Genomic DNA, 22,979 nt, shown 5'->3' with positions numbered 1-22,979 from the left:
ATTAAAAGTACCCCTGACGTTTTTTCTCTTCCATGGAACCAGCCCCATCGTGGTCGATGACGCGGCCCTGGCGCTCGGAGGTACGGGTCAGGAGCATTTCCTGAATGATTTCCGGCAGGGAGGCAGCGGTGGATTCCACCGCGCCCGTCAGTGGGTAGCAACCGAGGGTGCGGAAACGCACCATCTTCTTCTGAATACGGGCTTTTTCTTCGTCGGTGAGGTGCTCGAGAATGCGCTCGTCGTCGATCATCACCAGAGTGCCATTGCGCTCGATCACTTCACGCTCGGCGGCGAAGTACAGCGGCACGATCGGGATCTGCTCCAGGTAGATGTACTGCCAGATGTCCAGCTCGGTCCAGTTGGAGAGCGGGAACACGCGAATCGACTCACCCTTCTTGACCTTGCCGTTGTACACGTTCCACAGCTCGGGGCGCTGGTTCTTCGGGTCCCAGCGGTGCTTGCTGTCGCGGAACGAGTACACGCGCTCTTTGGCGCGGGATTTCTCTTCATCGCGACGCGCACCACCGAAGGCGGCATCGAAGCCGTACTGGTCGAGCGCCTGCTTGAGGCCCTCGGTTTTCATGATGTCGGTGTGCTTGGCACTGCCGTGAGTGAACGGGTTGATGTCCTGCGCCACGCCATCCGGATTGATGTGGGTGATCAAGTCGAGACCCATCTCGGCGACCATCTTGTCGCGAAAGCTGTACATCTCCTGGAATTTCCAGCGCGTATCGACGTGCATGACCGGAAACGGCAGCTTGCCGGGGAAGAACGCCTTGCGGGCAAGATGCAGCATGACGGCAGAATCTTTACCGATGGAGTACAGCATCACCGGGTTGTCGAACTCGGCAGCGACCTCGCGGATGATGTGGATGCTTTCCGCCTCCAACTGCTTCAGATGCGTCAATTTATCGAGCATGGCTACCCACGACTTTCTCTTGAGAGAACTGATTGGACGGCCTACGGGCCGTGGACGAGGCGCGCACTTTAGCACAGCACCCTATTCTATTCAGGCAGCCGGTTAGATCGAAAAAATCTAGATTTATGCCGATCTGTAATGCACCGCCGGCGCCGAATCAGACCGGATTCGGGCAGTCGATGAACAGGTGCTCGAGGGCAAAACGGCGCGCCAGATAGTCACCCAATGCCTGGACGCCATAGCGTTCGGTGGCATGGTGACCGGCGGCGATAAAGCTGATGGCATTTTCCCGAGCGCTGTGGAACGTCTGCTCGGAAGCCTCGCCGGTCAGGTACAGATCGACGCCCGCCGCGGCCGCTTGATCGATATAGCCCTGGCCCCCACCGGTGCACCAGCCAATTCGGCGAATCATGCCAGGACCTTCTACCAGCAGCGGTTCACGGCCCAGAACTTCTTGCACGCGACGGGCAAAATCGCGCGGACTCAGCGGCTCGGCGAGCGCGCCGACCAAACCGACCGTGCGCGGATTGCCGGGCTCCAATGGCCCTTCCACGACGATGTCGAGTTGCCGCGCCAGCTGGACGTTGTTGCCCACTTCCGCATGCAGGTCGAGCGGCAAGTGATAGGCCAGCAGGCTAATGTCGTTGCTCAGCAACGTCTTCAGGCGACGCTGTTTCATGCCCGTGACGCAGGGGTTCTCGCCCTTCCAGAAATAGCCATGATGGACCAGCACCACATCCGCACCTGCCTCGACCGCTGCGTCGAGCAGCGCCTGGCTGGCCGTCACGCCACTGACGATGCGCCGCACCTGCGGTCGCCCCTCGACTTGCAAGCCGTTCGGGCAGTAATCGCTGATGCGTGCAGCCTCCAGATAACGGTCGGCTTCTTCGACCAGAGTGGTCAGGGCAATGGCCATAAAAATCCTCGCTGAAGCGGCGGCGGACCGCTCCTTTATTGACGAACGCGCCTCTATAATGGCGCCACCTTAAGGGCCGCTCCGCGCCCTCGCAACCCTCAGGATCGATTGATGTTCAAGGCCCTGCGCTTCCTCGGTTGGCCATTGCTGGCCGGTGTTTTGCTCGCGTTATTGATTATCCAGCGTTACCCGCAGTGGGTCGGCCTGCCGCAGCAGGACGTGCACATGCAGCAGGCGCCCCGCTACAACCTCCTCAAGCAAGGCCCGACTTCCTACTCCCAGGCCGTGGGAATTGCTGCACCGGCGGTGGCCAACTTGTATACCACCAAGTACGTCAACCGCCCGGCCCATCCGCTGTTCAACGACCCGCAATTCCGCCGCTTCTTCGGCGACAACCTGCCCAAGCAACGGCGCATGGAATCGAGCCTCGGCTCGGCGGTAATCATGAGCCCGGAAGGCTACTTGCTGACCAACAACCACGTGACCGCCGGCGCCGATCAGATCGTCGTGGCCTTGAAAGATGGTCGGGAAACCCTCGCCCGGGTGATCGGCAGCGACCCAGAAACCGACTTGGCGGTGCTGAAGATCGACCTCAAGGATCTGCCGGCAATCACCCTCGGGCGCTCCGATGCGATCAGCATCGGCGACGTTGCCCTGGCGATTGGTAACCCATTCGGCGTCGGCCAGACGGTCACCATGGGCATCATCAGCGCCACCGGGCGCAACCAACTGGGCCTCAATACCTACGAAGACTTCATTCAGACCGACGCGGCGATCAACCCCGGTAACTCCGGCGGCGCGCTGGTCGACGCCCAGGGCAATCTGATCGGCATCAATACCGCGATCCTCTCCAAGTCCAGCGGCTCGCAAGGCATCGGCTTTGCCATTCCGACCAAACTGGCGCTGGAAGTGATGCGCGCAATCATCGAGCACGGTTCGGTGATCCGTGGCTGGCTAGGCATCGAAGTCCAGCCGCTGACACCGGAGCTCGCCGAGTCCTTCGGTCTCGAAGGTCGCCCGGGCATCGTGGTGGCCGGCATCTACCGCGATGGTCCGGCGCAAAAGGCCGGGCTGCAGCCCGGCGATTTGATCCTCAGCATCGACGGCGAGGCCGCCAGCGATGGACGCCGCTCGATGAACCAGGTGGCGCGCACCAAGCCCGGCCAGCAGGTCAATATTGAAGTCCTGCGCAACGGCAAGTCGCTTAAGCTCGCCGCCGAGGTCGGTTTGCGCGCCCCGCAGGCGCCGCTGCCCACCGAAGAAAGTGACGACCGCTAAGCGCGATCCGCACACATAAAAAAGCCGGAAGCGTTTACGCGCTTCCGGCTTTTTTATGTCCTCCCACTGCTAGCGGTCGCGCAACGCATCCAGCAGTGCCTGGTTCTGCTCCGGCGTGCCGATGGTGATGCGCAGGAATTGAGCGATCCGCGCTTGCTTGAAGTGCCGCACGATCACCCCTTGCTCGCGCAAAGTCGCCGCCAGCTGCGCCGCATCTTCCTGCGGATGCCGGGCGAAGACGAAGTTGGCCGCCGACGGCAACACCTCGAAACCCAGCGCCTGCAAGCCCGCCACCACCTGTTCACGGCTGGCAATGACCTGCGCGCAGGTGGCTTCGAAATAGGCCCGATCCTCGAGCGCGGCGGCGGCGCCAGCGATGGCGATGCGATCCAGCGGATAGGAGTTGAAGCTGTTCTTGATCCGTTCCAGCGCCTCGATCAGCTCCGGGTGACCGACTGCCAGGCCAACGCGCAAGCCAGCCAGCGAGCGCGACTTGGACAACGTCTGCGCGACCAACAGGTTCGGGTACTTGTCGACCAGGCTAATCGCCGTCTCGCCGCCAAAGTCGATATAGGCTTCATCGACCAGCACCACCGAATCCGGACTGGCTTGCAGCAGGCGCTCGATCGCCTCCAGCGGCAGCAGGCAGCCGGTCGGCGCGTTGGGATTGGGGAAGACGATGCCGCCATTCGGCCGCGCATAGTCCTCGACACGGATCTGGAACTGCTCGTCCAGCGCCAGCGCCTCGAAGGGAATGCCGTACAGCCCGCAGTAGACCGGATAGAAGCTGTAGGTCACGTCCGGAAACAGCAGCGGCTGGCTGTGCTGGAACAGGCCGTGAAAGGCATGCGCCAACACCTCGTCGGAGCCGTTGCCGACGAACACCTGGTTGGTTTGCACGCCGTAATAGTCGGCGACTGCCTGCTTGAGGCGCTCACCGTTAGGGTCCGGGTACAGCCGCAGGTTGTCGCTCAACTCGGCCTGCATGGCGGCCAGCGCCTTGGGCGATGGGCCGTAGGGGTTTTCGTTGGTGTTCAGCTTGACCAGCTTGGCCAGTTTCGGCTGCTCGCCTGGCACGTAAGGCACCAGGTCTTTGACGAAGGGGCTCCAGAATTTGCTCATCTCGCCCTTCTCTCCTCGAATACATTGAGATCATTCGGCACCGCGTCGATGGGTATCACTGCGTGATACCCATCCTACGGAAGCCGCTGTTTCAGTTCTTGATGCGGTACTCGGCACTGCGCGCATGGGCGGTCAGCGACTCGCCGCGAGCCAGTATCGAGGCGACCTTACCCAACTCCGACGCGCCATCGGCCGAGCAATGGATGATCGACGAGCGCTTCTGGAAGTCGTACACGCCTAGCGGCGAGGAAAACCGTGCAGTGCCCGACGTGGGCAGCACGTGGTTCGGCCCGGCGCAGTAGTCGCCCAGCGCCTCGGCGGTATAGCGGCCCATGAAGATCGCGCCGGCATGGCGGATCTGCGGCAGATATTGATCGGGGTCGGCGACCGACAGCTCCAGGTGTTCCGGGGCAATGCGGTTGGCCACTTCGATGGCCTGGGCCATGTCCGCCACCTGAATCAACGCACCACGCCCTTCGACCGAGGTGCGAATGATCTCGGCGCGTTCCATGCTCGGCAGCAGCTTGGCAATGCTCGCCGCGACCTTATCGAGGAACGCCGCATCCGGACTGACCAGGATCGCCTGGGCGTCCTCGTCGTGCTCGGCTTGGGAGAACAGGTCCATGGCGATCCAGTCCGGATCGGTGTGGCCATCGCAGACCACGAGAATTTCCGAAGGCCCGGCGATCATGTCGATGCCGACCTTGCCGAACACGTGGCGCTTGGCGGTCGCGACATAGATGTTGCCCGGGCCGACGATCTTGTCCACCGCTGGCACGCTTTCGGTGCCGTAGGCCAAGGCTGCCACGGCCTGGGCGCCGCCGATGGTGAACACCCGATCGACCCCGGCGATGGCCGCGGCGGCAAGGACGATTTCATTGATCTCGCCGCGCGGAATCGGCACCACCATGACCACTTCCGGGACGCCGGCGACCTTGGCTGGGATCGCATTCATCAATACCGACGAGGGATAGGACGCCTTGCCACCCGGCACGTACAGGCCGGCGCGATCGAGCGGCGTGACTTTCTGGCCGAGCAGCGTGCCGTCGGCCTCGGTGTAGGTCCAGGAATCCTGCTTCTGCTTCTCGTGGTAGCTGCGCACTCGCTCAGCCGCTTGCTCCAGCGCGCTGCGCTGGGCTTCGGTGATGCGCGTCAGAGCCAGTTCCAGGCGTTCGCGCGGCAGGATCAGGTCGGCCATGCTGGCGACTTCCAGGCCATCGAAACGCTGGGTGTATTCGACCAGGGCGGCATCGCCGCGCTGGCGTACGCCAGCGATGATTTCCAGCACACGCTGATTGACGCCGTCGTCCGACACGCTTTCCCAGCTCAGCAGATGGTCCAGATGCGTGGCGAAATCAGCATCGCTGGCGTTGAGTCGGCGGATGGCGATGGGAGCGGTGGTCATAGCGGGCCTCATGAGTTGGCAGGTGCTCAGGCGCCCGTAGAGTACCAGCCGCTCCGCGCGGGCACCTGAGAATTCTGGCTATGACACGGATAGGCGGGCGCGACGCGATGTCGCGCGAAGCTGTCAGCTGGGGTGTCGCGATTCGACGGCGGCGCGCAAGGTGTCGATCAACGTCTGGATGCGCGCGTGCTGCATTTTCATCGAGGCCTTGTTGACCACCAGCCGCGAGCTGATGGTGGCAATCAATTCCTGCGCCTCCAGACCGTTGGCGCGCAGGGTGTTGCCGGTGTCGACCACGTCGATGATCTTGTCGGCCAACCCCACCAGCGGGGCCAGTTCCATCGAGCCATACAGCTTGATGACATCGACCTGGCGGCCTTGCTCGGCGTAGTAACGCTTGGCGACATTGACGAATTTGGTCGCCACCCGCAGACGTCCCTTTGGCTCAGGCGCGCCGACACATCCGGCGGTCATCAGCTTGCATTGGGCGATACGCAGATCCAGCGGCTCATACAGGCCCTGGCCACCGTACTCCATCAGCACATCCTTGCCTGCCACGCCAAGGTCGGCGGCGCCGTGCTCGACATAGGTCGGCACGTCGGTGGCACGGATGATCAACAGACGTACATCGGCCTGGGTAGTGGGGATGATCAGCTTGCGGCTCTTGTCCGGATTCTCGGTCGGCACGATGCCGGCCGCGGCCAGCAGTGGCAGGGTGTCATCGAGGATACGGCCTTTGGATAGCGCGATGGTCAGCATTTCATAACCTTGTGAATGAAGTGTTTTCAAAGCGTCGCGAGCGCAGGTGGGGCTAGGCAAAAACAGGCGAGGAAGCGAAGTTTACTGAAGTAAATGAGCATTCCGAGCCTGTTTTTAACAACGCCTCACCCAGCGCAGCAGCTTTGAAGATGCTTCATGCCGGTACGCGGCGGATCTTGGCGCCTAACAGCTGCAGTTTTTCTTCGATGCACTCGTAACCACGGTCGATGTGGTAAATGCGGTCGATCAGCGTATCGCCATCGGCCACCAGCGCGGCGATGACCAGGCTGGCCGAAGCCCGCAGGTCGGTCGCCATGACTGGCGCACCCTTCAAAGACGGTGCGCCGCTGACAATCGCAGTGTTGCCTTCGACCATGATCTGCGCGCCCATGCGGGTCATTTCATAGACGTGCATGAAGCGGTTCTCGAAGACCGTTTCGATGACCGTGCCGGTGCCTTCGGCGATGGCATTGAGGGCGATGAACTGCGCCTGCATGTCGGTCGGGAACGCCGGGTACGGTGCGGTGCGCAGGTTGACGGCCTTGGGGCGCTTACCGTGCATGTCCAGCTCGATCCAGTCGGAACCGCTGGTGATCTCGGCGCCCGCTTCCTGCAGCTTGGCGAGTACGGCTTCAAGAATGGTCGGATCGGTATCCTTCAGCTTGACCCGGCCACCGGTAGCCGCCGCAGCGACCAGGTAGGTGCCGGTTTCAATACGATCAGGCATGACGTTGTAGCGCGCGCCGTGCAGACGCTCAACACCGTCGATGGTGATGGTGTCGGTGCCAGCGCCCTGGATCTTCGCGCCCATGGCGATCAGGCAGTTGGCCAGGTCGACCACTTCCGGCTCACGCGCGGCGTTTTCCAGCACGCTGCGGCCTTTGGCCAGCGTGGCGGCCATCATGATGTTCTCGGTACCGGTCACGCTGACGGTATCGAAGAAGAAGTGCGCACCGCGCAAGCCACCTTCCGGCGCCTTGGCCTTGATGTAGCCACCTTCGACTTCGATCTGCGCGCCCATGGCTTCGAGGCCGCGAATGTGCAGGTCGACCGGCCGCGAGCCGATGGCGCAACCGCCCGGCAGGGCCACTTCGGCTTCGCCGAAATGCGCGACCATCGGGCCAAGTACGAGGATCGAGGCGCGCATGGTTTTCACCAGTTCGTACGGCGCCACGAGGGTTTTGATGGTACTGGCATCGACTTCGACGCTGAGCTTTTCATCAACGACCGGCTCGACACCCATGCGGCCGAACAGCTCGATCATGGTGGTGATGTCGTGCAGGTGCGGCAGGTTGCAGACCGTCACCGGCTCATCGGCCAGCAAGGTGGCGGCGAGAATCGGCAGGGCCGAGTTCTTCGCCCCGGAAATGCGAATTTCGCCATTCAGGCGCACGCCGCCGGTAATAATCAGTTTATCCATAGGAATCTCGTCGCCTGTGGGCTTAGGAGCGCTCGGCCCAGGCCGCGCGGCTGAAGAATTTCATGGTCACCGCATGGATGCTGCCATCGGCGATCCAGGGGTTCAGATGGGCATAGACCTGTTGCTGGCGTTTTACCGGGCCCAGGCTGGCCAGCTCATCGCCGATCAGGTTCAACTGAAAATTGCAGCCTTCGCCTTCAACTTCCACCTGGGTATCCGCCAACTTTGCCTCGAGGAGGTTTTTTACTTCTACGGCCTGCATGTTCAGCCTCAATCAGCGCACTCGTTAAACCACGGCCGAGCCTAGACTCGCGGGTCGGCCATGATACAAAAAAGCCCTCCGCCTGCGAACCCCATATGACCGGACGCTGACGGAGGGCTTTGCTGTAGCGATTCAATCTTGGAGCGGAAGCACCTCGTCCAGGCCGGAGACCTTGGCGATTTTGCGCATATCTTGCGGCAGCCCGCGAAATACCAGACGCTTGCCCAGCGCCGCGGCGTCGCGCATAAACGCCAGCAACAGCGACAGGCCAACGCTACTCGAATGCTCGACCGCCGAGCAATCGAGCAGCAACTCGGCACCCTCGGCGGCACGAATCAATCGACCGCCCTCTTCACGCAATTGGGGGCCGGAGCGATAGTCCAGCACCCCCTCAAGCCGCAGCACGCCGGCTTCTGCCTGGCGAATGCTGGCTTCACTCATGGCCCGCAGCCTTCTGGCCGGCATCGGAAGTCTTGGCATTGGCTACTACTTGCGCCCAGCCATCGATGGTCTTGTTCAGATCATTGCCATTCTTTTGCATGCTATCGGCGAATTGATCGCGGAACAGCTTGCCGATATTGATGCCATTGATGGTGACGTTGCGGAGCATCCATTCACCCTTGATCTGCACCATGGTGTAGGTCACCGGGTAGACCGTGCCTTTGCTGTCACGCACTTCCATATTCACGCTGGTGCGCTCCGGATCGGCTTGCTTGCCGCCTGGCAGGACGCGAATGTCCTGGTTGTCGTATTCCAACAGCGCGTTGCCGTAGAACTGCATCAGGCTGCGTTTGAAGTTCTCTTGGAAGCGGGTCATCTGCTCGGGGGTCGCGCCGCGCGAGTATTTGACGGTCATGATGCTGCGCGAAATACCATCGGTGTCCACCACCGGACCGATGATGCGATTCAGCGCGTCGTAGAACGCACTCGGATTGGTGCGGTACTGATCCCTGTTGGATTTCAGGTCCTGGAGCATTTCATCCGTGGTGCGCTTCACCACCTCTTGCGCCGCCGGAGCGGCCAGAGCGAACAGCGGGAACACGGCCAGCAGTACCAGCAGGCCACGGCGCAGGGCATGGATCATCGACAGAGTCCTCACTTGGCTTCTTTATTCACTGAGTTGATCAGGAATTTCCCGATCAAGTCTTCCAACACTAACGACGACTGCGTGTCATGAATGGTTCCGCCATCCTTGAGGAGAGCGTCGTCGCCGCCCACGCTGATGCCAACATATTTCTCGCCCAGCAGGCCGGCGGTCAGGATCGAGGCTGTAGAGTCGGCCGGCAGATTATCGACCCGCTGCTCCAGCTCCATGGTCACTCGACCGGTGTAGGTATCGCGATCCAAATCGATGGCCGTGACCTTGCCAATGGTGACGCCAGCCATGGTGACTTTGGCCCTGACGGTCAGACCGGCGATGTTGTCGAAATTGGCATACAACTTATAAGTGTCCTGCCCCGTACCCACGGCCAGACCACTGACGCGCAGCGCCAGCAGCAGCAAGGCCAACAAACCAGCCAGGAGGAACAGGCCGACACCAATTTCCAGGGTGCGGATTTGCATCAGAAATCTCCAAACATCAAGGCAGTCAGGATAAAGTCCAGGCCCAGCACGGCCAGCGAGGCATAGACCACGGTTCGAGTTGTTGCGCGACTGATGCCTTCCGAGGTCGGCTCACAGTCATAGCCCTGAAACACGGCGATCCAGGTCACCACAAAAGCGAAGACAAGACTTTTGATTACGCCGTTGAGCACGTCATCGGTGAACGACACTGTGTTTTGCATATTGGTCCAGAACGAACCCTCGTAGACGCCAAGCCAGTCGATCGCGACCATGGCGCCACCCCAGATACCGACCACGCAGAAAACCATCGTCAACAGCGGCAGCGAGATGAAACCGGCCCATAGGCGTGGGGCAATGATGTACTTCAATGGGTCAACGCCAATCATCTCCAGGCTCGACAGCTGCTCAGTAGATTTCATATTGCCGATTTCAGCAGTCAGCGCCGAGCCGGCGCGGCCAGCGAACAGCAAAGCAGTGACCACCGGCCCGAGCTCTCGCAGCAGAGTCAGTGCGACCATCTGCCCGACGGCCTGCTCGGAGCCATAATCGGCCAGGATGCTGAAGCCCTGCAACGACAGCACCATGCCGATGAAGACGCCGGAGACCACAATGATCACCAGCGACATCACCCCGACCGAATGGAGCTGCTTAATGAGCAAATGCAGAAAACCATTGCCCAAGTTGCCCCGGCCAAATATCGCGCGCAACAGGAACAAGGTCGAGCTGCCGAGCGACTCGACTACATCGAGGCAGGCACGGCCGAGCAGGCGAATCCGCTCAAGTATTGGCGTTTTGCGCATCAGCGCGCCCCCAGAAGATCTTCGCGGTAATCCACCGCAGGGAAATGGAACGGCACCGGACCGTCTTCAGTCCCCTTCATGAACTGCCGAATCCGCGGGTTATCCGAGTTCATCAATTCAGCCGGCGTGCCTTGGCCAAGCACCTGCCCATCACCCACCACATAGAGGTAATCGGCAATGCTCGCGGTTTCCGCTAGGTCATGGGAAACCACAATACTGGTAATTCCCAGTGCATCGGTCAGCAGGCGAATCAGGCGCACCAACACGCCCATGGCGATCGGGTCCTGGCCCACAAAAGGTTCGTCATACATAAGAATCTGCGGATCGAGGGCGATGGCCCGAGCCAGCGCCACACGCCGCTTCATGCCCCCCGACAGCTCATCCGGCATCAACTCGATGGCGCCACGCAGGCCGACCGCTTCGAGCTTCATCAGCACGATGTCGCGAATCATCTCTTCCGGCAGCTGGGTATGTACCCGCAGCGGAAAGGCCACGTTTTCGAACACATCGAGGTCAGTGAACAGCGCGCCGCTCTGGAATAGCACACCCATCTGCTTGCGCATGTCGAACAGCTCTCTACGCGGCAAGTCCGGCAGATTCTGCCCATTGACACGAATTTCGCCGCTGGCCGGACGCAATTGCGCACCGATCAGGCGCAGCAACGTGGTCTTACCGCAACCGGAAGGACCCATGATGCCGGTGACCTTGCCGCGCGGAAAACGCAAATCGATGTTTTCGAAAATGCTGCGCGAACCGCGCCTGAAAGAGACACCTTTCAATTCCACAGCGTAGGGATTATCGGCGCTCATCTGAACTCCTTGCGATGCAGCCTCCCACTCAGGACTAGCGTCCTCAAGAGGAAAGCGCGCTAACTGGACGGGCCGAATAGGCGGCGCACTATAGCATCGAGCCTGTTACCACCCAAGCGCGAAACCGCTTGCGAGAGAGCTGAACCCTCGAAAAGTAAAGCTCAGGTGAGTGATTCGCCCTTTGCCGTTATAATCGTCGCCCTTTAACCGCCCAGCACAGCGATTCGCCATGACTCAACCCCGCGACCTGATCCAGTCCGCGCAGCGCACCATCCGCTTGGAGTTCGAAGCGGTACAAGGCTTGCTGCCCCGTATCGACGCCAACTTCGTACGCGCCTGCGAGCTGATTCTGACCTGCAAGGGTCGGGTAGTGGTGGTCGGCATGGGCAAGTCGGGGCACATCGGCAACAAGATCGCGGCGACGCTGGCCAGTACCGGCACCACGTCGTTCTTCGTTCACCCCGCCGAAGCCAGCCATGGCGACATGGGCATGATCACCCGCGATGACCTCGTGCTGGCGCTCTCCAATTCCGGCTCGACGGCAGAAATCATCACCCTACTGCCGCTGATCAAGCGCCTGGGAATTACCTTGATCAGCATGACCGGTAATCCTGACTCGCCGCTGGCCAAGGCAGCCGAAGCCAATCTGGATGCCCGCGTCCCCCAGGAAGCCTGCCCATTGAATCTGGCCCCCACATCATCCACTACCGCCGCCCTGGTGCTCGGTGACGCGCTGGCCATCGCGCTGCTGGAAGCACGCGGTTTCACCGCCGAGGACTTCGCCTTCTCGCACCCGGGCGGCGCGCTAGGTCGCCGCTTGTTGCTCAAAGTGGAAAACGTTATGCACTCTGGCGCCGAACTGCCACAGGTAGCGCGCGGCACTGAATTGAAAGTCGCCCTCCTGGAAATGACCCAGAAAGGGCTCGGCATGACCGCCGTCATCGAGCCGGATGGCCGTCTCGCCGGGATCTTTACCGACGGCGATTTGCGCCGTGCCCTGGATCGCGGCATCGACATCCGCAACGCCAGCATCGATGCAGTCATGACCCAGCACGGCAAAACCGCACGAGCGGAAATGCTCGCCGCCGAAGCGCTAAAAATCATGGAAGACCACAAAATCAATGCACTGGTGGTGGTCAACGATCAGGATCGCCCCGTTGGCGCCCTGAATATGCACGACCTGTTGCGCGCAGGAGTAATGTAATGAGCGATGAACTGCTGCAGCGTGCACGCAATATCAAGCTAGCGATTTTCGACGTCGACGGAGTACTTACCGACGGACGCCTGTACTTCCTCACCGATGGCAGCGAATTCAAGACGTTCAATACGCTGGATGGCCACGGCATCAAAATGCTGATCAATTCTGGTGTGCGCACGGCGATTATCAGCGGGCGCAAGACCCCCGTGGTCGAGCGCCGCGCGCAGAATCTGGGAATCCAGCATCTTTACCAGGGCCGCGAGGATAAACTGGTCGTGCTCGATGAATTGCTCGGCGAGCTCAATCTCGGCTATGAGCAGGTCGCCTACCTGGGCGACGACCTGCCCGATCTACCGGTCATCCGCCGCGTCGGCCTGGGCATGGCAGTGGCGAGCGCTGACAACTTCGTCCGCCAGCACGCGCATGGCGTTACCCAGGCGCGCGGCGGTGAAGGTGCAGCTCGTGAGTTTTGTGAATTGATCATGCGCGCCCAGGGCAGCCTCGACGCCGCCCAAGCCGCCTACCTATAGGGCTCTGCATGCTGCGCAAAGTACTTCTCACCTTGTTTTTCTGCCTGGCGGCCGCCCTGCTTGCCGCCCTGGGTTACTGGAATATCGCCCCCGAGAATGAAAAGACGGCCAGCACCGATACCGATACCGCCATCGATTTCTATGCGCTGAACGCTCGCACCGTACAGTTTCAGGCAGACGGCAAGCTGCATTACCAACTGCTTGGCGAAAAAATCGAGCACATCCGGGCTACCGACGTCACCATGGTCAGCCGCCCAGACCTCGAGCTCTATCGGGGCACGCCCCTGCCGTGGCATGTACGCAGCGAGCGCGCCGAGGTGTCGCCGAATGGCGAAGAAGTTGAATTGATCGATAGCGTGCGCATTGAACGCACCGATGCAAAAGGTCGACCGACCGTCATTACCAGCAGCCGCATGACCGTGTTCCCCGACAAGGAATATGCGCAAACCCAGCAAGCCGTTAGAATCGAGGCCGCCAATGGGGTGACCACGGCTAATGGAATGAAAGCGTACTTGAAAGACAGCCGGGTGCACCTGCTGTCCAACGTAAGAGGCCAGCATGAGGTTCGTTAACCCTTTTTCCCTTCGCACACTGCCCCTGCTGCTTAGTCTGGGCGTCGCCATTGCCAGCCCCAGTGCATGGGCACTGCCGAACGACCGCGAACAACCGATCCGCGTGCAGGCCGACAGCGCCGAGCTGGACGACAAGCAGGGCGTGGCCGTATACCGCGGGACCGTGATCATTACCCAAGGCAGCATGAAGATTACTGGCGACACAGTAACCATCACGCAGACCGCCCAGGGCGACATCGACGTGTTCACCTCGGTCGGTCGACCGGCCTATTACGAGCAGAAGCCGGCAGTCGATAAGGAGATCGTCAAAGCCTACGGCCTGACCATCCAGTATTTCGCCAGCAAAGATCGCATCGTCCTGATCGACCAAGCCAAGGTCATTCAGGAAGGCAACACCTTCGAAGGCGAAAAAATCGTCTATGACACCCAGCGTCAGATCGTCAACGCAGGCCGCGCCACAGGCACCAACGTGACCACGCCGCGCCCACGCATCGACATGGTCATCCAGCCGAAGACCAAACCCGCCGCAGAGCAGGCACCTCAGTAATGGCCACCCTGAAAGCCCAACACCTGGCGAAAAGCTACAAAGGCCGCCAGGTCGTTCGCGATGTCAGCCTGTCCATCGAAAGTGGGCAGATCGTTGGCTTGCTCGGCCCCAACGGCGCTGGCAAAACCACCTGTTTCTACATGATTGTCGGCCTGGTGGGCGCTGATCAGGGCCGCGTGCGCATCGACCAACAAGACGTCACGCACCTGCCGATGCACGGTCGCGCTCGCGCCGGTATTGGCTATCTGCCGCAGGAAGCATCAATTTTTCGCAAGCTGTCGGTTGCCGACAACATCATGGCGATCCTCGAAACTCGCCAGGAACTCGACCGCGCCGGACGCCGCAAAGAGCTGGAAAGCCTGCTGCAGGAATTCCATATCAGCCATATCCGCGACAACCTCGGCATGAGCCTGTCTGGTGGCGAGCGCCGCCGGGTGGAAATCGCCCGAGCGCTGGCCACCGCACCGAAATTCATCCTGCTCGATGAACCGTTCGCCGGGGTCGACCCCATTTCGGTAGGCGACATCAAGCAAATCATTCATCACCTTAAAGCCAAAGGCATTGGCGTTTTGATCACCGATCACAACGTGCGCGAGACTTTGGACATCTGCGAAACCGCCTACATTGTCAATGACGGCCAATTGATCGCCGAGGGCGATGCCGAGACGATCCTGGCCAACCAGTTGGTCAAGGAAGTCTACCTGGGGCATGAATTCCGCCTGTAACGCGGCAAATTACCGGGAAGCAAACAACGGACTAGAAAAACACCCAAAGCTTGGGCATATAATTTGCTTCCTAACGGCGCCTCGCGCCCTGTAGTGGATGGCGCCCTGCGCCGGCGAACAAGGTACTAAGCCCCTGCCATGAAACCATCGCTAGTCCTTAAGATGGGCCAGCAGCTGACGATGACACCGCAGCTGCAACAGGCCATCCGCCTCCTCCAGCTATCCACCCTGGATCTCCAGCAAGAGATTCAGGAAGCTCTGGAATCCAACCCGATGCTGGAGCGCCAGGAAGAAGGCGAGGATTTCGACAACACCGATCCGCTGGCCAATGGCGCTGACACTCAGAATTCCACGCCGGAACAGGCCGAATCGTTTAGCGAAACCAGCTATCAGGAAACCAACTCGTCGCCCGAGAATCTCGAAGAAGGCGAGTGGAACGAACGCATACCCAGCGAGTTGCCCGTCGATACCGCCTGGGAAGATGTCTACCAGACGAGCGCCAGCAGCCTGCCCAGCAACGATGATGACGAGTGGGATTTCACCACCCGCACCTCATCCGGCGAGAGCCTGCAGACCCACCTGCTCTGGCAGCTCAACCTGGCGCCGATGTCCGATAAAGATCGCCTGATCGCCGTTACCCTGATCGATTGCATCAACAATCAGGGTTATCTGGACGAAACCCTGCAGGAAGTGCTGGAAGCCTTCGATCCGGAACTGGATATCGAACTCGATGAAATCGAAGCGGTGCTGCACCGCATCCAGCAGTTCGAACCCGCCGGCATCGGTGCACGCGACCTCAGCGAATGCCTGCTGCTGCAATTGCGCCAGCTGCCAGCAAAGACCCCCTGGCTGAGCGAGGCTCAACGCCTGGCGAGCGACTATCTCGATCTGCTCGGGGGGCGCGATTACAGCCAACTGATGCGTCGCATGCGCTTGAAAGAAGACGAGCTGCGCCAAATCATCGAACTGATTCAAAGCCTTAATCCGCGCCCGGGCTCGCAGATCGAATCGAGTGAGCCGGAATATGTGGTGCCGGATGTCATCGTGCGCAAACACAACGATCGCTGGCTGGTGGAGCTCAACCAGGAAGCCATGCCGCGCTTGCGGGTCAACCCGCAATACGCCGGCTTCGTGAAACGCGCCGACGCTAGTGCCGACAACACCTTCATGCGCAATCAGTTGCAGGAAGCGCGCTGGTTTATCAAGAGCCTGCAAAGCCGCAACGAAACGCTGATGAAGGTCGCCACGCAGATCGTCGAACATCAACGCGGCTTCCTCGACTATGGCGACGAAGCGATGAAACCGCTGGTTCTGCACGACATCGCCGAAGCCGTTGGCATGCATGAATCGACCATTTCACGGGTCACCACACAGAAATTCATGCATACCCCACGCGGTATTTACGAGCTGAAATATTTCTTCTCCAGCCACGTCAGTACCTCCGAAGGCGGCGAATGCTCGTCTACCGCGATCCGCGCAATCATCAAAAAACTGGTCGCCGCGGAAAATGCGAAAAAGCCGTTGAGCGACAGCAAGATCGCTGGTTTACTGGAAGCACAGGGCATTCAAGTGGCCCGTCGCACCGTCGCCAAATACCGTGAATCCCTCGGAATAGCCCCCTCCAGCGAACGCAAGCGACTGATGTGACGGAACATTGATCCAAGCCAAAGTGTTCCGGTTACAGGCCCGTTAGCCTGTTCTTACACACGGCAATAAGGAGAACGCGGTATGCAAGTCAACATCAGTGGACATCAACTGGATGTGACCGACGCCATGCGCGACTATGTCGCCGAGAAACTCGGACGATTGGAGCGCCACTTCGACAAGATCACCAATGTGCAGGTCATCATGGAGGTCGAGAAGCTCAAACAGAAAATCGAAGCGACTCTGCACATCGCCGGCGGCGAAATCGTCGCCAACGCCGAACACGAAGACATGTACGCCGCGATCGATCTGCTTACCGATAAGCTCGATCGCCAACTCATCAAATATAAGGAGAAGCAGCTAGGTCGCCTGCAAGGCGCTACGGCTCGCTAATAACCTTCCTTCCCATGATTCGACTTGAAAACATCCTGACCCCCGGCCGTTCCCTGGTGAACGTGCCGGGTGGCAGTAAAAAACGCGTACTGGAACAAATCGCCAACCTGGTCGCTCGCGAACTGCCCGACCTCGATGGCCAGGACATCTTTGAAAGTCTGGTGGCCCGTGAAAAACTCGGCTCCACCGGCTTCGGTAACGGCATCGCCATTCCCCATTGCCGGTTGCCAGGCTGTACTGCTCCGATCAGCGCGGTATTGCGCCTGGAAGCATCAGTCGATTTCGACGCCATCGATGGCGCCCCAGTCGACTTGCTATTTGTACTGCTGGTACCGGAAGCGGCTACCGACGAACACCTCGAATTGCTGCGGCAGATCGCCAGCATGCTCGATCGCAACGAAGTACGTGAGCGTCTGCGTCATGCGCAAAGTAGCGACAACCTATACCAAGTGGTTGTAGACGTTCAGAACGGTTCCTAAGGAAGCCCTCCTCATGCGCTTGATCATCGTCAGCGGCCGCTCCGGCTCAGGCAAGAGCACCGCCCTCGATGTCCTTGAGGACAACGGTTTCTATTGCATCGACAATCTTCCCGCCGGGTTGCTTCCCGAGCTTGCCGAGCGCTCGTTGTTGCATACCGAATTGATCGAGCCGCTGGTCGCGGTATCCATAGATGCGCGCAACTTGCCCAGCCAACTCGAGCGCTTCCCGGAGCTGCTGAACGAAGTCCGCGCCCGGTTTATCAATTGCGACGTGCTGTATTTGGATGCCGACGAGGAGGTACTGCTCAAGCGCTTCTCGGAAACCCGTCGCCGTCACCCGCTAACCAACGAGCGCCGCCCACTCGCAGAGGCGATCGCCGATGAGTCCACATTGCTCGGGCCGATTGCCGACCTCGCCGATCTGCGCATCGATACCAGCCACCTCAACCTTTATCAGTTGCGCGACAGCCTAAAGCTGCGCCTGCTGAACAAACCTGAGCCCGGCACCGCCTTTCTGGTCGAGTCTTTCGGCTTCAAGCGCGGCATGCCGGTCGATGCCGATCTGGTGTTCGATGTGCGCTGCCTGCCCAATCCCTATTGGAAGCCAGAGCTGCGTGAGCACTCCGGACTTGAGCAGGAAGTCATCGACTACCTCAGCGCGCAGCCCGATGTGGAAGAGATGTATCAGGATATCTACGCCTACCTGACCAAATGGCTGCCGCGTTTTGCCGCCAGCAACCGTGCCTATGTGACAATCGCCATCGGCTGCACCGGTGGTCACCACCGCTCGGTCTATCTGGCCGAACGCCTCGGTCAGTCACTCCAACATCTGAAGAACGTTCAGGTTCGCCACCGCGACCTTAGCTAAGGATTTTTGCCGCGATGCCCGTCTGTGAGATCACCATCATCAACAAGCTCGGCCTGCATGCCCGCGCTGCCGCCAAGTTTGTCGGCGTGGCAGGACGTTTTCCTTGCACGGTGCGCATCGGCCGCAACGCCGAAAGCTGCATCGATGGAAAAAGCATTATGGCGGTGATGATGTTGGCAGCCGGCAAAGGCACTGACGTGCACCTGCACACCGAAGGTGATCAGGAACATGAGGCGCTAGAGGCGCTGATTGAACTGATCAACAATCGCTTCGACGAAGGCGAATAACTCACGACAAGCTGTGCCTCACACACTACCCGTCAGACTCCCGTTTGCTGCCTTGTCGCTTCCTCCGTAGATCCGCGCAAGCGAAGCGAGCTGCCGGACCCTGAGCCCGGCAAGCCAACTCTCCTGTAAACAATCAGGTCAGCTGCCCGCCACGGTCATTTTTTCGATCAATACCGAGCCGCTGCGGGTGTTGCCGCGATACTCCAGGTCGTTACCGACTGCGACGATTTGCCGATACATGTCGCGCAAATTGCCGGCGATGGTGACTTCCTGCACCGGGAACTGAATCTCACCGTTCTCTACCCAGTAACCGCCAGCGCCGCGTGAATAATCGCCGGTGACTAGGTTAAGCCCCTGCCCCATCAGCTCCGTCACCAGCAGGCCGCGGCCCATGCGCTTGAGCAGCGCGGCCTGGTTTTCGTCGCCGTGACTGATGAACAGGTTGTGCACCCCACCCGCGTTGGCGGTACTGGGCAGGCCGAGCTTGCGCCCGGAATAGGTGCCGAGAATGTAGGAGCGCAGCACCCCCTGCTCGACGAAGGATTTGGCACAAGTGGCTAGGCCATCGCCGTCGAAACTGGCGCTGCCCAGCGCACGCGGAATGTGCGGACGCTCATCGATGCTCAGCCATTCCGGGAAGAGCTGCTGATCCAGGCAACCTTCGAGAAAGGAGGAATGCCGATACAGATTGCCACCGGAGATCGCCGCGAGAAAATGCCCGAATAAGCCGCCAGCCAGCTCGGCACTGAACAATACCGGCACCTCGCAGGTCGGCACTGGACGAGCGCCGAGGCGCTGCACCGTGCGTTCGGCAGCGTGGCGGCCGATGGTCCGCGCGTCGGCGAGCTGTTCACCAATCCGATTGACGTCATACCAATAGTCGCGCTGCATCGCCGCATCGGTACCGGCAATCATCACGCAGCTCAAGCTGTGCCGGGAGCTCGCATAACCCCCAATAAAGCCATGGCTATTGCCATACACCCGGCAGCCCTGATGCGTGCTGACGGATGTGCCATCGGCTTTACTGATCCGTTTGTCGGCGGCAAACGCCTCGGCCTCACAATTGAGAGCCAGCTCGATGGCTTGCTCGGGCGTGATCTGCCACGGGTGAAACAGATCCAGCTCGGGCAAGTCCTTGGCCATCAGCTCGGCGGCAGCCAGACCGGAACAGTCGTCCTCCGAGGTGTGCTTGGCGATTGCCAGGGCGGCGGCGACGGTTTCCCGAATCGCCTCGGCGCCCATCGCCGAAGTGCTCGCCGAGCCTTTGCGCTGGCCTAGATAGAGCGTGATGCCAAAGCCTTGGTCGCGGTTGAATTCAACCGTTTCCACCTCACGCTCGCGCACCGATGCGGACAGCCCCTGCTCCATCGAAACGGCCACTTCACAGGCACTGGCGCCCTGGCGTTTGGCTTCGGCGATGATTTGCTCGACCTGCTCCTGCAGCTGTGGCAGCGCCTGCGGGCCGACACCTTCAATTGCACTCATACTGCACTCCACTCGATTCGGTACATTCATTCATCCAAGACCGCTGGCCCTGGACTGGTTATCATGGCGGCGTTTTCCACTGGATCAGCCCCATGTCCAACAATTCCGATGACGATTTTCTCGGCGAGAAAAGCAAATCCCAGATCAAGCGCGAGCTTCATGCCTTGCAAGAACTCGGCGAGCGTTTAATCACGCTCAAACCCGATCTGGTCGCCAAACTGCCGCTCACCGACGCCCTACGGCGCGCCTTGGCCGATGCGCCGAAGCACAGCGCCAACGTGGCGCGCAAACGGCATATCCAATTCATCGGCAAGTTGATGCGTGAGCAGGACATCGAGGCGATTCTCGCCCTGATCGACCAGCTCGACGCCTCCACCCGCCAATACAACGAGCGCTTTCACGGCCTCGAACGCTGGCGTGACCGCTTGATCGCCGGTGGCGACGCCGCACTGGATAGCTTCGTCGCCGACTACCCGGAAGCCGACCGGCAACACCTGCGTGGCCTGATCCGCCATGCCCAACACGAGGCGGCGCATAACAAACCGCCAAGTGCCCAGCGCAAAATCTTCAAATACATCCGCGAACTGGACGAAGCCCAGCGCGGCTTGCGCTGAATCTCACCCGTAGGGTGGGTTAGCCGCGACGCGGCATAACCCATCCGACGAGCCCAGCCATCTCTACGACCCGGTTCCGCCCACGGTAATCGCATCGATTTTCAGGGTCGGCTGACCGACACCCACCGGCACCGACTGGCCATCTTTGCCACAGGTGCCGACGCCGCTATCCAGCGACAAGTCGTTGCCGACCATCGACACCCGGCTCATCGCCTCCGGACCATTGCCGATCAACGTCGCGCCCTTGACCGGGGCGGTGATCTTGCCGTCCTCGATCAAATACGCCTCGCTGGTGGAAAACACGAACTTGCCGCTGGTGATGTCCACCTGGCCGCCGCCGAGGTTGGCGCAGTAGATGCCGCGCTTCACCGAGCGAATGATTTCTTCCGGATCGCTCTGTCCGGCCAACATGTAGGTGTTGGTCATGCGCGGCATCGGCAGGTGCGCATAGGACTCGCGGCGGCCGTTGCCAGTGCGCGCCACGCCCATCAGGCGGGCGTTCAACTTGTCCTGCATGTAGCCCTTGAGCACGCCGTTTTCGATCAGCGTGGTGCACTGGGTGGGCGTGCCTTCATCATCCATGCTCAGCGAGCCACGACGCTCGGCCAGGGTGCCATCGTCGACGATGGTGCACAGGCTCGAGGCAACTTTCTCTCCGACCTTGCCGCTGTAGGCGGAACTGCCCTTGCGGTTGAAATCGCCTTCCAGGCCATGGCCGACCGCTTCGTGCAGCAGCACGCCGGACCAACCCGCGCCCATCACCACGGGCAAGGTACCGGCCGGCGCGGGAATCGCTTCGAGGTTGACCAGTGCCTGGCGCAGTGCCTCGCGGGCGTAGCCCAGGGCACGATCCTCGAGGCCGTCTTTCTGCAGGAAATAGCGGTAGTCGGTACGCCCGCCGCCACCGTGGCCACCGCGCTCGCGGCGGCCATTCTGCTCGACGATCACGCTGACGTTGAACCGCACCAGCGGGCGGATATCCGCCCCCAGGCCGCCATCGCTAGCGGCGACCAGGATGTGCTCCCAGACTCCAGCCATGCTCACCGTGACCTGCTTGATGCGCGAATCGAGAGTGCGGGTGGCGGCGTCCACGCGCTTGAGCAGCTCGACCTTTTCCGCCCGGCTGAGCACTTCCAGCGGGTTATCGGCGGCGTACAGCGGCGCTATGGCGCCGCCGCTAAAGGCCTGCACCGTCCCAGACTGGCCGGCCCGGGCGATCGAGCGGGCCGCCTGCGCGGCCTGGCTCAGGGCATCGCGCTGGATCGCGTTGCTGTAGGCGAAGCCGGTTTTCTCGCCGGACTGGGCGCGCACGCCGACACCCTGATCCAGATTGAAACTGCCTTCTTTGACGATGCCATCTTCGAGCACCCAGGTTTCCGAGACCTGCCGCTGGAAGTACAGATCGGCGGCATCGATGCCCGGCCCGGCCAGTTCGCCGAGCAATGCCGGCAAGGCCTCGATGCTCAAGTCGCCAGGCGTCAACAGCTGTTCACTGACGGATACCAACAGATCGCTCATAACTACTCCAAACCTGGCAGCCGCAAGTGGGCCGCTGAAAAAAATCGTCTATGTCGGGCCACTGGCATGCGCTGACGGATGGCCGCCTGTTCGGCGCTATCCCGCTCGCCCAGTAACACGGCTTCGCCTTGATCGTGCTCGGCGACTATCTGCCCCCAAGGGTCGACAATCGCCGAATGTCCGTACGTTTCGCGTGGCCCTGGATGCGTACCGCCCTGTCCGGCCGCCAATACGTAACACTGGGTCTCGATGGCCCGTGCGCGAATCAACACCTGCCAATGCGCGGCGCCCGTCACCTCGGTGAATGCCGAAGGCACGCTGATCAGCTCGGCGCCGGCCTCGCGCAGGGCGCTGTACAACTCTGGAAAGCGTAGGTCGTAGCACACGCTGAGTCCCAGCCGGCCGACCGGCGTATCGGCCACGACGACCTGGCTACCATACGCAAAATCGTCCGACTCGCGGTAGCGACCGCGCTGGTCGGCGACATCCACGTCGAACAGATGCAGCTTGTCGTAACGCGCCACTCGCTCGCCATGAGCGTCGATCAACAGCGAGCAGGCGTGCGCCTTTTCCTCCGGTCGCTCATCCGGCGGCAACGGCAGGGTACCGGCCACTATCCATAAGCTGAGGTCGCGGGCGGCCAGTTTCAACCAGGGCAAAATCGGCCCTTGCCCGGTCGCCTCCGCGCGGCCGATGGCGGCCAGATCACGACGACCCATGGCGGCGAAATTTTCCGGCAATACTGCCAGCTTGGCGCCGCCCGCGGCGGCTTGTTCAAGCAGGCGCCGGGCGTTGGCGAGATTGGCCAGAATATCGTCCTGGCTGACCAGCTGGATCACCGCGAGGGTCATGGTGCGCTCCGCAAA

The 22,979-nt window shown here is 60.8% G+C and carries 27 protein-coding genes; 12 read left to right on the top strand and 15 right to left on the bottom strand.

Annotated features, from left to right (window positions below):
• Position 1: 1 nt before the first annotated feature.
• Positions 2–919 carry a sulfate adenylyltransferase subunit CysD gene (gene cysD, locus NVV93_RS04050; RefSeq protein WP_258253172.1) on the bottom strand — a complete coding sequence of 306 codons (918 nt, stop codon included), beginning with the start codon at positions 917–919 and terminating at the stop codon, positions 2–4.
• Positions 920–1,076: 157 nt separating this feature from the next.
• Complete coding sequence (locus NVV93_RS04045) at positions 1,077–1,835, bottom strand: Nif3-like dinuclear metal center hexameric protein (RefSeq protein WP_258253171.1); 759 nt, start codon at positions 1,833–1,835, stop codon at positions 1,077–1,079.
• A 111-nt stretch (positions 1,836–1,946) separates the two neighbouring features.
• On the opposite strand from NVV93_RS04045, the gene algW reads away from it, so the two are divergent.
• Positions 1,947–3,113, top strand: coding sequence for a Do family serine endopeptidase AlgW (gene algW / locus NVV93_RS04040; protein ID WP_258253170.1), 1,167 nt, complete (start codon positions 1,947–1,949; stop codon positions 3,111–3,113).
• Positions 3,114–3,182: 69 nt separating this feature from the next.
• On the opposite strand, the gene hisC is transcribed toward algW, so the two are convergent.
• The 10 genes from hisC to NVV93_RS03990 form a co-directional block, all read right to left on the bottom strand.
• Positions 3,183–4,235, bottom strand: a complete 1,053-nt coding sequence (gene hisC / locus NVV93_RS04035) for a histidinol-phosphate transaminase (RefSeq protein WP_258253169.1) — start codon at positions 4,233–4,235, stop codon at positions 3,183–3,185.
• Positions 4,236–4,326: 91 nt separating this feature from the next.
• Positions 4,327–5,640, bottom strand: a complete 1,314-nt coding sequence (hisD, locus tag NVV93_RS04030) for a histidinol dehydrogenase (RefSeq protein WP_258253168.1) — start codon at positions 5,638–5,640, stop codon at positions 4,327–4,329.
• A gap of 123 nt (positions 5,641–5,763) precedes the next feature.
• Entirely contained in the window at positions 5,764–6,399 is a 636-nt protein-coding gene (gene hisG / locus NVV93_RS04025) for an ATP phosphoribosyltransferase (RefSeq protein ID WP_258253167.1), read from the bottom strand.
• A 154-nt stretch (positions 6,400–6,553) separates the two neighbouring features.
• Entirely contained in the window at positions 6,554–7,819 is a 1,266-nt protein-coding gene (gene murA / locus NVV93_RS04020) for a UDP-N-acetylglucosamine 1-carboxyvinyltransferase (RefSeq protein ID WP_258253166.1), read from the bottom strand.
• Between the two features lie 22 nt (positions 7,820–7,841).
• The gene (locus tag NVV93_RS04015) at positions 7,842–8,081 is read right to left on the bottom strand and encodes a BolA family protein (RefSeq protein ID WP_258253165.1); all 240 of its coding nucleotides are present in this window, start codon (positions 8,079–8,081) and stop codon (positions 7,842–7,844) included.
• A gap of 132 nt (positions 8,082–8,213) precedes the next feature.
• Positions 8,214–8,522, bottom strand: a complete 309-nt coding sequence (locus NVV93_RS04010; RefSeq protein ID WP_258253164.1) for a lipid asymmetry maintenance protein MlaB — start codon at positions 8,520–8,522, stop codon at positions 8,214–8,216.
• The gene (locus tag NVV93_RS04005) at positions 8,515–9,165 is read right to left on the bottom strand and encodes a phospholipid-binding protein MlaC (RefSeq protein WP_258253163.1); all 651 of its coding nucleotides are present in this window, start codon (positions 9,163–9,165) and stop codon (positions 8,515–8,517) included. Before NVV93_RS04005 ends, NVV93_RS04010 begins: the two co-directional genes overlap by 8 nt.
• 11 nt (positions 9,166–9,176) lie before the next feature.
• Positions 9,177–9,644: an outer membrane lipid asymmetry maintenance protein MlaD gene (gene mlaD / locus NVV93_RS04000; protein ID WP_258253162.1), complete on the bottom strand. Its 468-nt coding sequence runs from the start codon at positions 9,642–9,644 to the stop codon at positions 9,177–9,179.
• Positions 9,644–10,444: a lipid asymmetry maintenance ABC transporter permease subunit MlaE gene (mlaE, locus tag NVV93_RS03995; RefSeq protein WP_258253161.1), complete on the bottom strand. Its 801-nt coding sequence runs from the start codon at positions 10,442–10,444 to the stop codon at positions 9,644–9,646. Before mlaE ends, mlaD begins: the two co-directional genes overlap by 1 nt.
• Positions 10,444–11,253, bottom strand: coding sequence for an ATP-binding cassette domain-containing protein (locus NVV93_RS03990; RefSeq protein WP_258253160.1), 810 nt, complete (start codon positions 11,251–11,253; stop codon positions 10,444–10,446). Before NVV93_RS03990 ends, mlaE begins: the two co-directional genes overlap by 1 nt.
• 229 nt (positions 11,254–11,482) lie before the next feature.
• On the opposite strand from NVV93_RS03990, the gene NVV93_RS03985 reads away from it, so the two are divergent.
• The 10 genes from NVV93_RS03985 to NVV93_RS03940 all read left to right on the top strand — a co-directional run bounded on the left by NVV93_RS03985 (position 11,483) and on the right by NVV93_RS03940 (position 18,496).
• Positions 11,483–12,457 (top strand): KpsF/GutQ family sugar-phosphate isomerase, encoded by a 975-nt coding sequence (locus NVV93_RS03985; protein ID WP_258253159.1) that lies wholly within the window; start codon positions 11,483–11,485, stop codon positions 12,455–12,457.
• Entirely contained in the window at positions 12,457–12,981 is a 525-nt protein-coding gene (gene kdsC / locus NVV93_RS03980) for a 3-deoxy-manno-octulosonate-8-phosphatase KdsC (protein WP_258253158.1), read from the top strand. Before NVV93_RS03985 ends, kdsC begins: the two co-directional genes overlap by 1 nt.
• An 8-nt stretch (positions 12,982–12,989) precedes the next feature.
• Positions 12,990–13,553 (top strand): LPS export ABC transporter periplasmic protein LptC, encoded by a 564-nt coding sequence (gene lptC / locus NVV93_RS03975; protein WP_258253157.1) that lies wholly within the window; start codon positions 12,990–12,992, stop codon positions 13,551–13,553.
• The gene (gene lptA / locus NVV93_RS03970) at positions 13,540–14,100 is read left to right on the top strand and encodes a lipopolysaccharide transport periplasmic protein LptA (protein ID WP_258253156.1); all 561 of its coding nucleotides are present in this window, start codon (positions 13,540–13,542) and stop codon (positions 14,098–14,100) included. Before lptC ends, lptA begins: the two co-directional genes overlap by 14 nt.
• Entirely contained in the window at positions 14,100–14,825 is a 726-nt protein-coding gene (gene lptB, locus NVV93_RS03965; RefSeq protein WP_258253155.1) for an LPS export ABC transporter ATP-binding protein, read from the top strand. Before lptA ends, lptB begins: the two co-directional genes overlap by 1 nt.
• A 138-nt stretch (positions 14,826–14,963) precedes the next feature.
• Positions 14,964–16,472, top strand: a complete 1,509-nt coding sequence (locus tag NVV93_RS03960) for an RNA polymerase factor sigma-54 (RefSeq protein ID WP_258253154.1) — start codon at positions 14,964–14,966, stop codon at positions 16,470–16,472.
• Positions 16,473–16,553: 81 nt separating this feature from the next.
• Positions 16,554–16,862, top strand: a complete 309-nt coding sequence (hpf, locus tag NVV93_RS03955; protein WP_258253153.1) for a ribosome hibernation-promoting factor, HPF/YfiA family — start codon at positions 16,554–16,556, stop codon at positions 16,860–16,862.
• A gap of 14 nt (positions 16,863–16,876) precedes the next feature.
• Complete coding sequence (gene ptsN, locus NVV93_RS03950; protein WP_258253152.1) at positions 16,877–17,341, top strand: PTS IIA-like nitrogen regulatory protein PtsN; 465 nt, start codon at positions 16,877–16,879, stop codon at positions 17,339–17,341.
• Between the two features lie 13 nt (positions 17,342–17,354).
• The gene (rapZ, locus tag NVV93_RS03945; protein ID WP_258253151.1) at positions 17,355–18,209 is read left to right on the top strand and encodes an RNase adapter RapZ; all 855 of its coding nucleotides are present in this window, start codon (positions 17,355–17,357) and stop codon (positions 18,207–18,209) included.
• Between the two features lie 14 nt (positions 18,210–18,223).
• Positions 18,224–18,496 carry an HPr family phosphocarrier protein gene (locus NVV93_RS03940; RefSeq protein ID WP_258253150.1) on the top strand — a complete coding sequence of 91 codons (273 nt, stop codon included), beginning with the start codon at positions 18,224–18,226 and terminating at the stop codon, positions 18,494–18,496.
• 138 nt (positions 18,497–18,634) lie between these two features.
• Here NVV93_RS03940 and pmbA read toward each other — a convergent pair whose 3' ends face one another.
• The gene (gene pmbA, locus NVV93_RS03935; protein WP_258253149.1) at positions 18,635–19,981 is read right to left on the bottom strand and encodes a metalloprotease PmbA; all 1,347 of its coding nucleotides are present in this window, start codon (positions 19,979–19,981) and stop codon (positions 18,635–18,637) included.
• Positions 19,982–20,073: 92 nt separating this feature from the next.
• Here pmbA and yjgA point away from each other — a divergent pair, with 92 nt between their 5' ends.
• Complete coding sequence (yjgA, locus tag NVV93_RS03930) at positions 20,074–20,595, top strand: ribosome biogenesis factor YjgA (protein WP_258253148.1); 522 nt, start codon at positions 20,074–20,076, stop codon at positions 20,593–20,595.
• A gap of 63 nt (positions 20,596–20,658) precedes the next feature.
• Here yjgA and tldD read toward each other — a convergent pair whose 3' ends face one another.
• Both tldD and NVV93_RS03920 read right to left on the bottom strand, forming a co-directional pair.
• Positions 20,659–22,113 (bottom strand): metalloprotease TldD, encoded by a 1,455-nt coding sequence (gene tldD / locus NVV93_RS03925; RefSeq protein WP_258253147.1) that lies wholly within the window; start codon positions 22,111–22,113, stop codon positions 20,659–20,661.
• A gap of 2 nt (positions 22,114–22,115) precedes the next feature.
• Entirely contained in the window at positions 22,116–22,964 is an 849-nt protein-coding gene (locus tag NVV93_RS03920) for a carbon-nitrogen hydrolase family protein (RefSeq protein ID WP_258253146.1), read from the bottom strand.
• Positions 22,965–22,979: the final 15 nt, after the last annotated feature.

The sequence above is a fragment of the Pseudomonas sp. LS44 genome (genome assembly GCF_024730785.1).
Classification (GTDB): Bacteria; Pseudomonadota; Gammaproteobacteria; order Pseudomonadales; family Pseudomonadaceae; genus Aquipseudomonas.
Note: the sequence above shows the minus strand (reverse complement) of the source record. Positions and strands in the feature narration are given on the sequence as shown.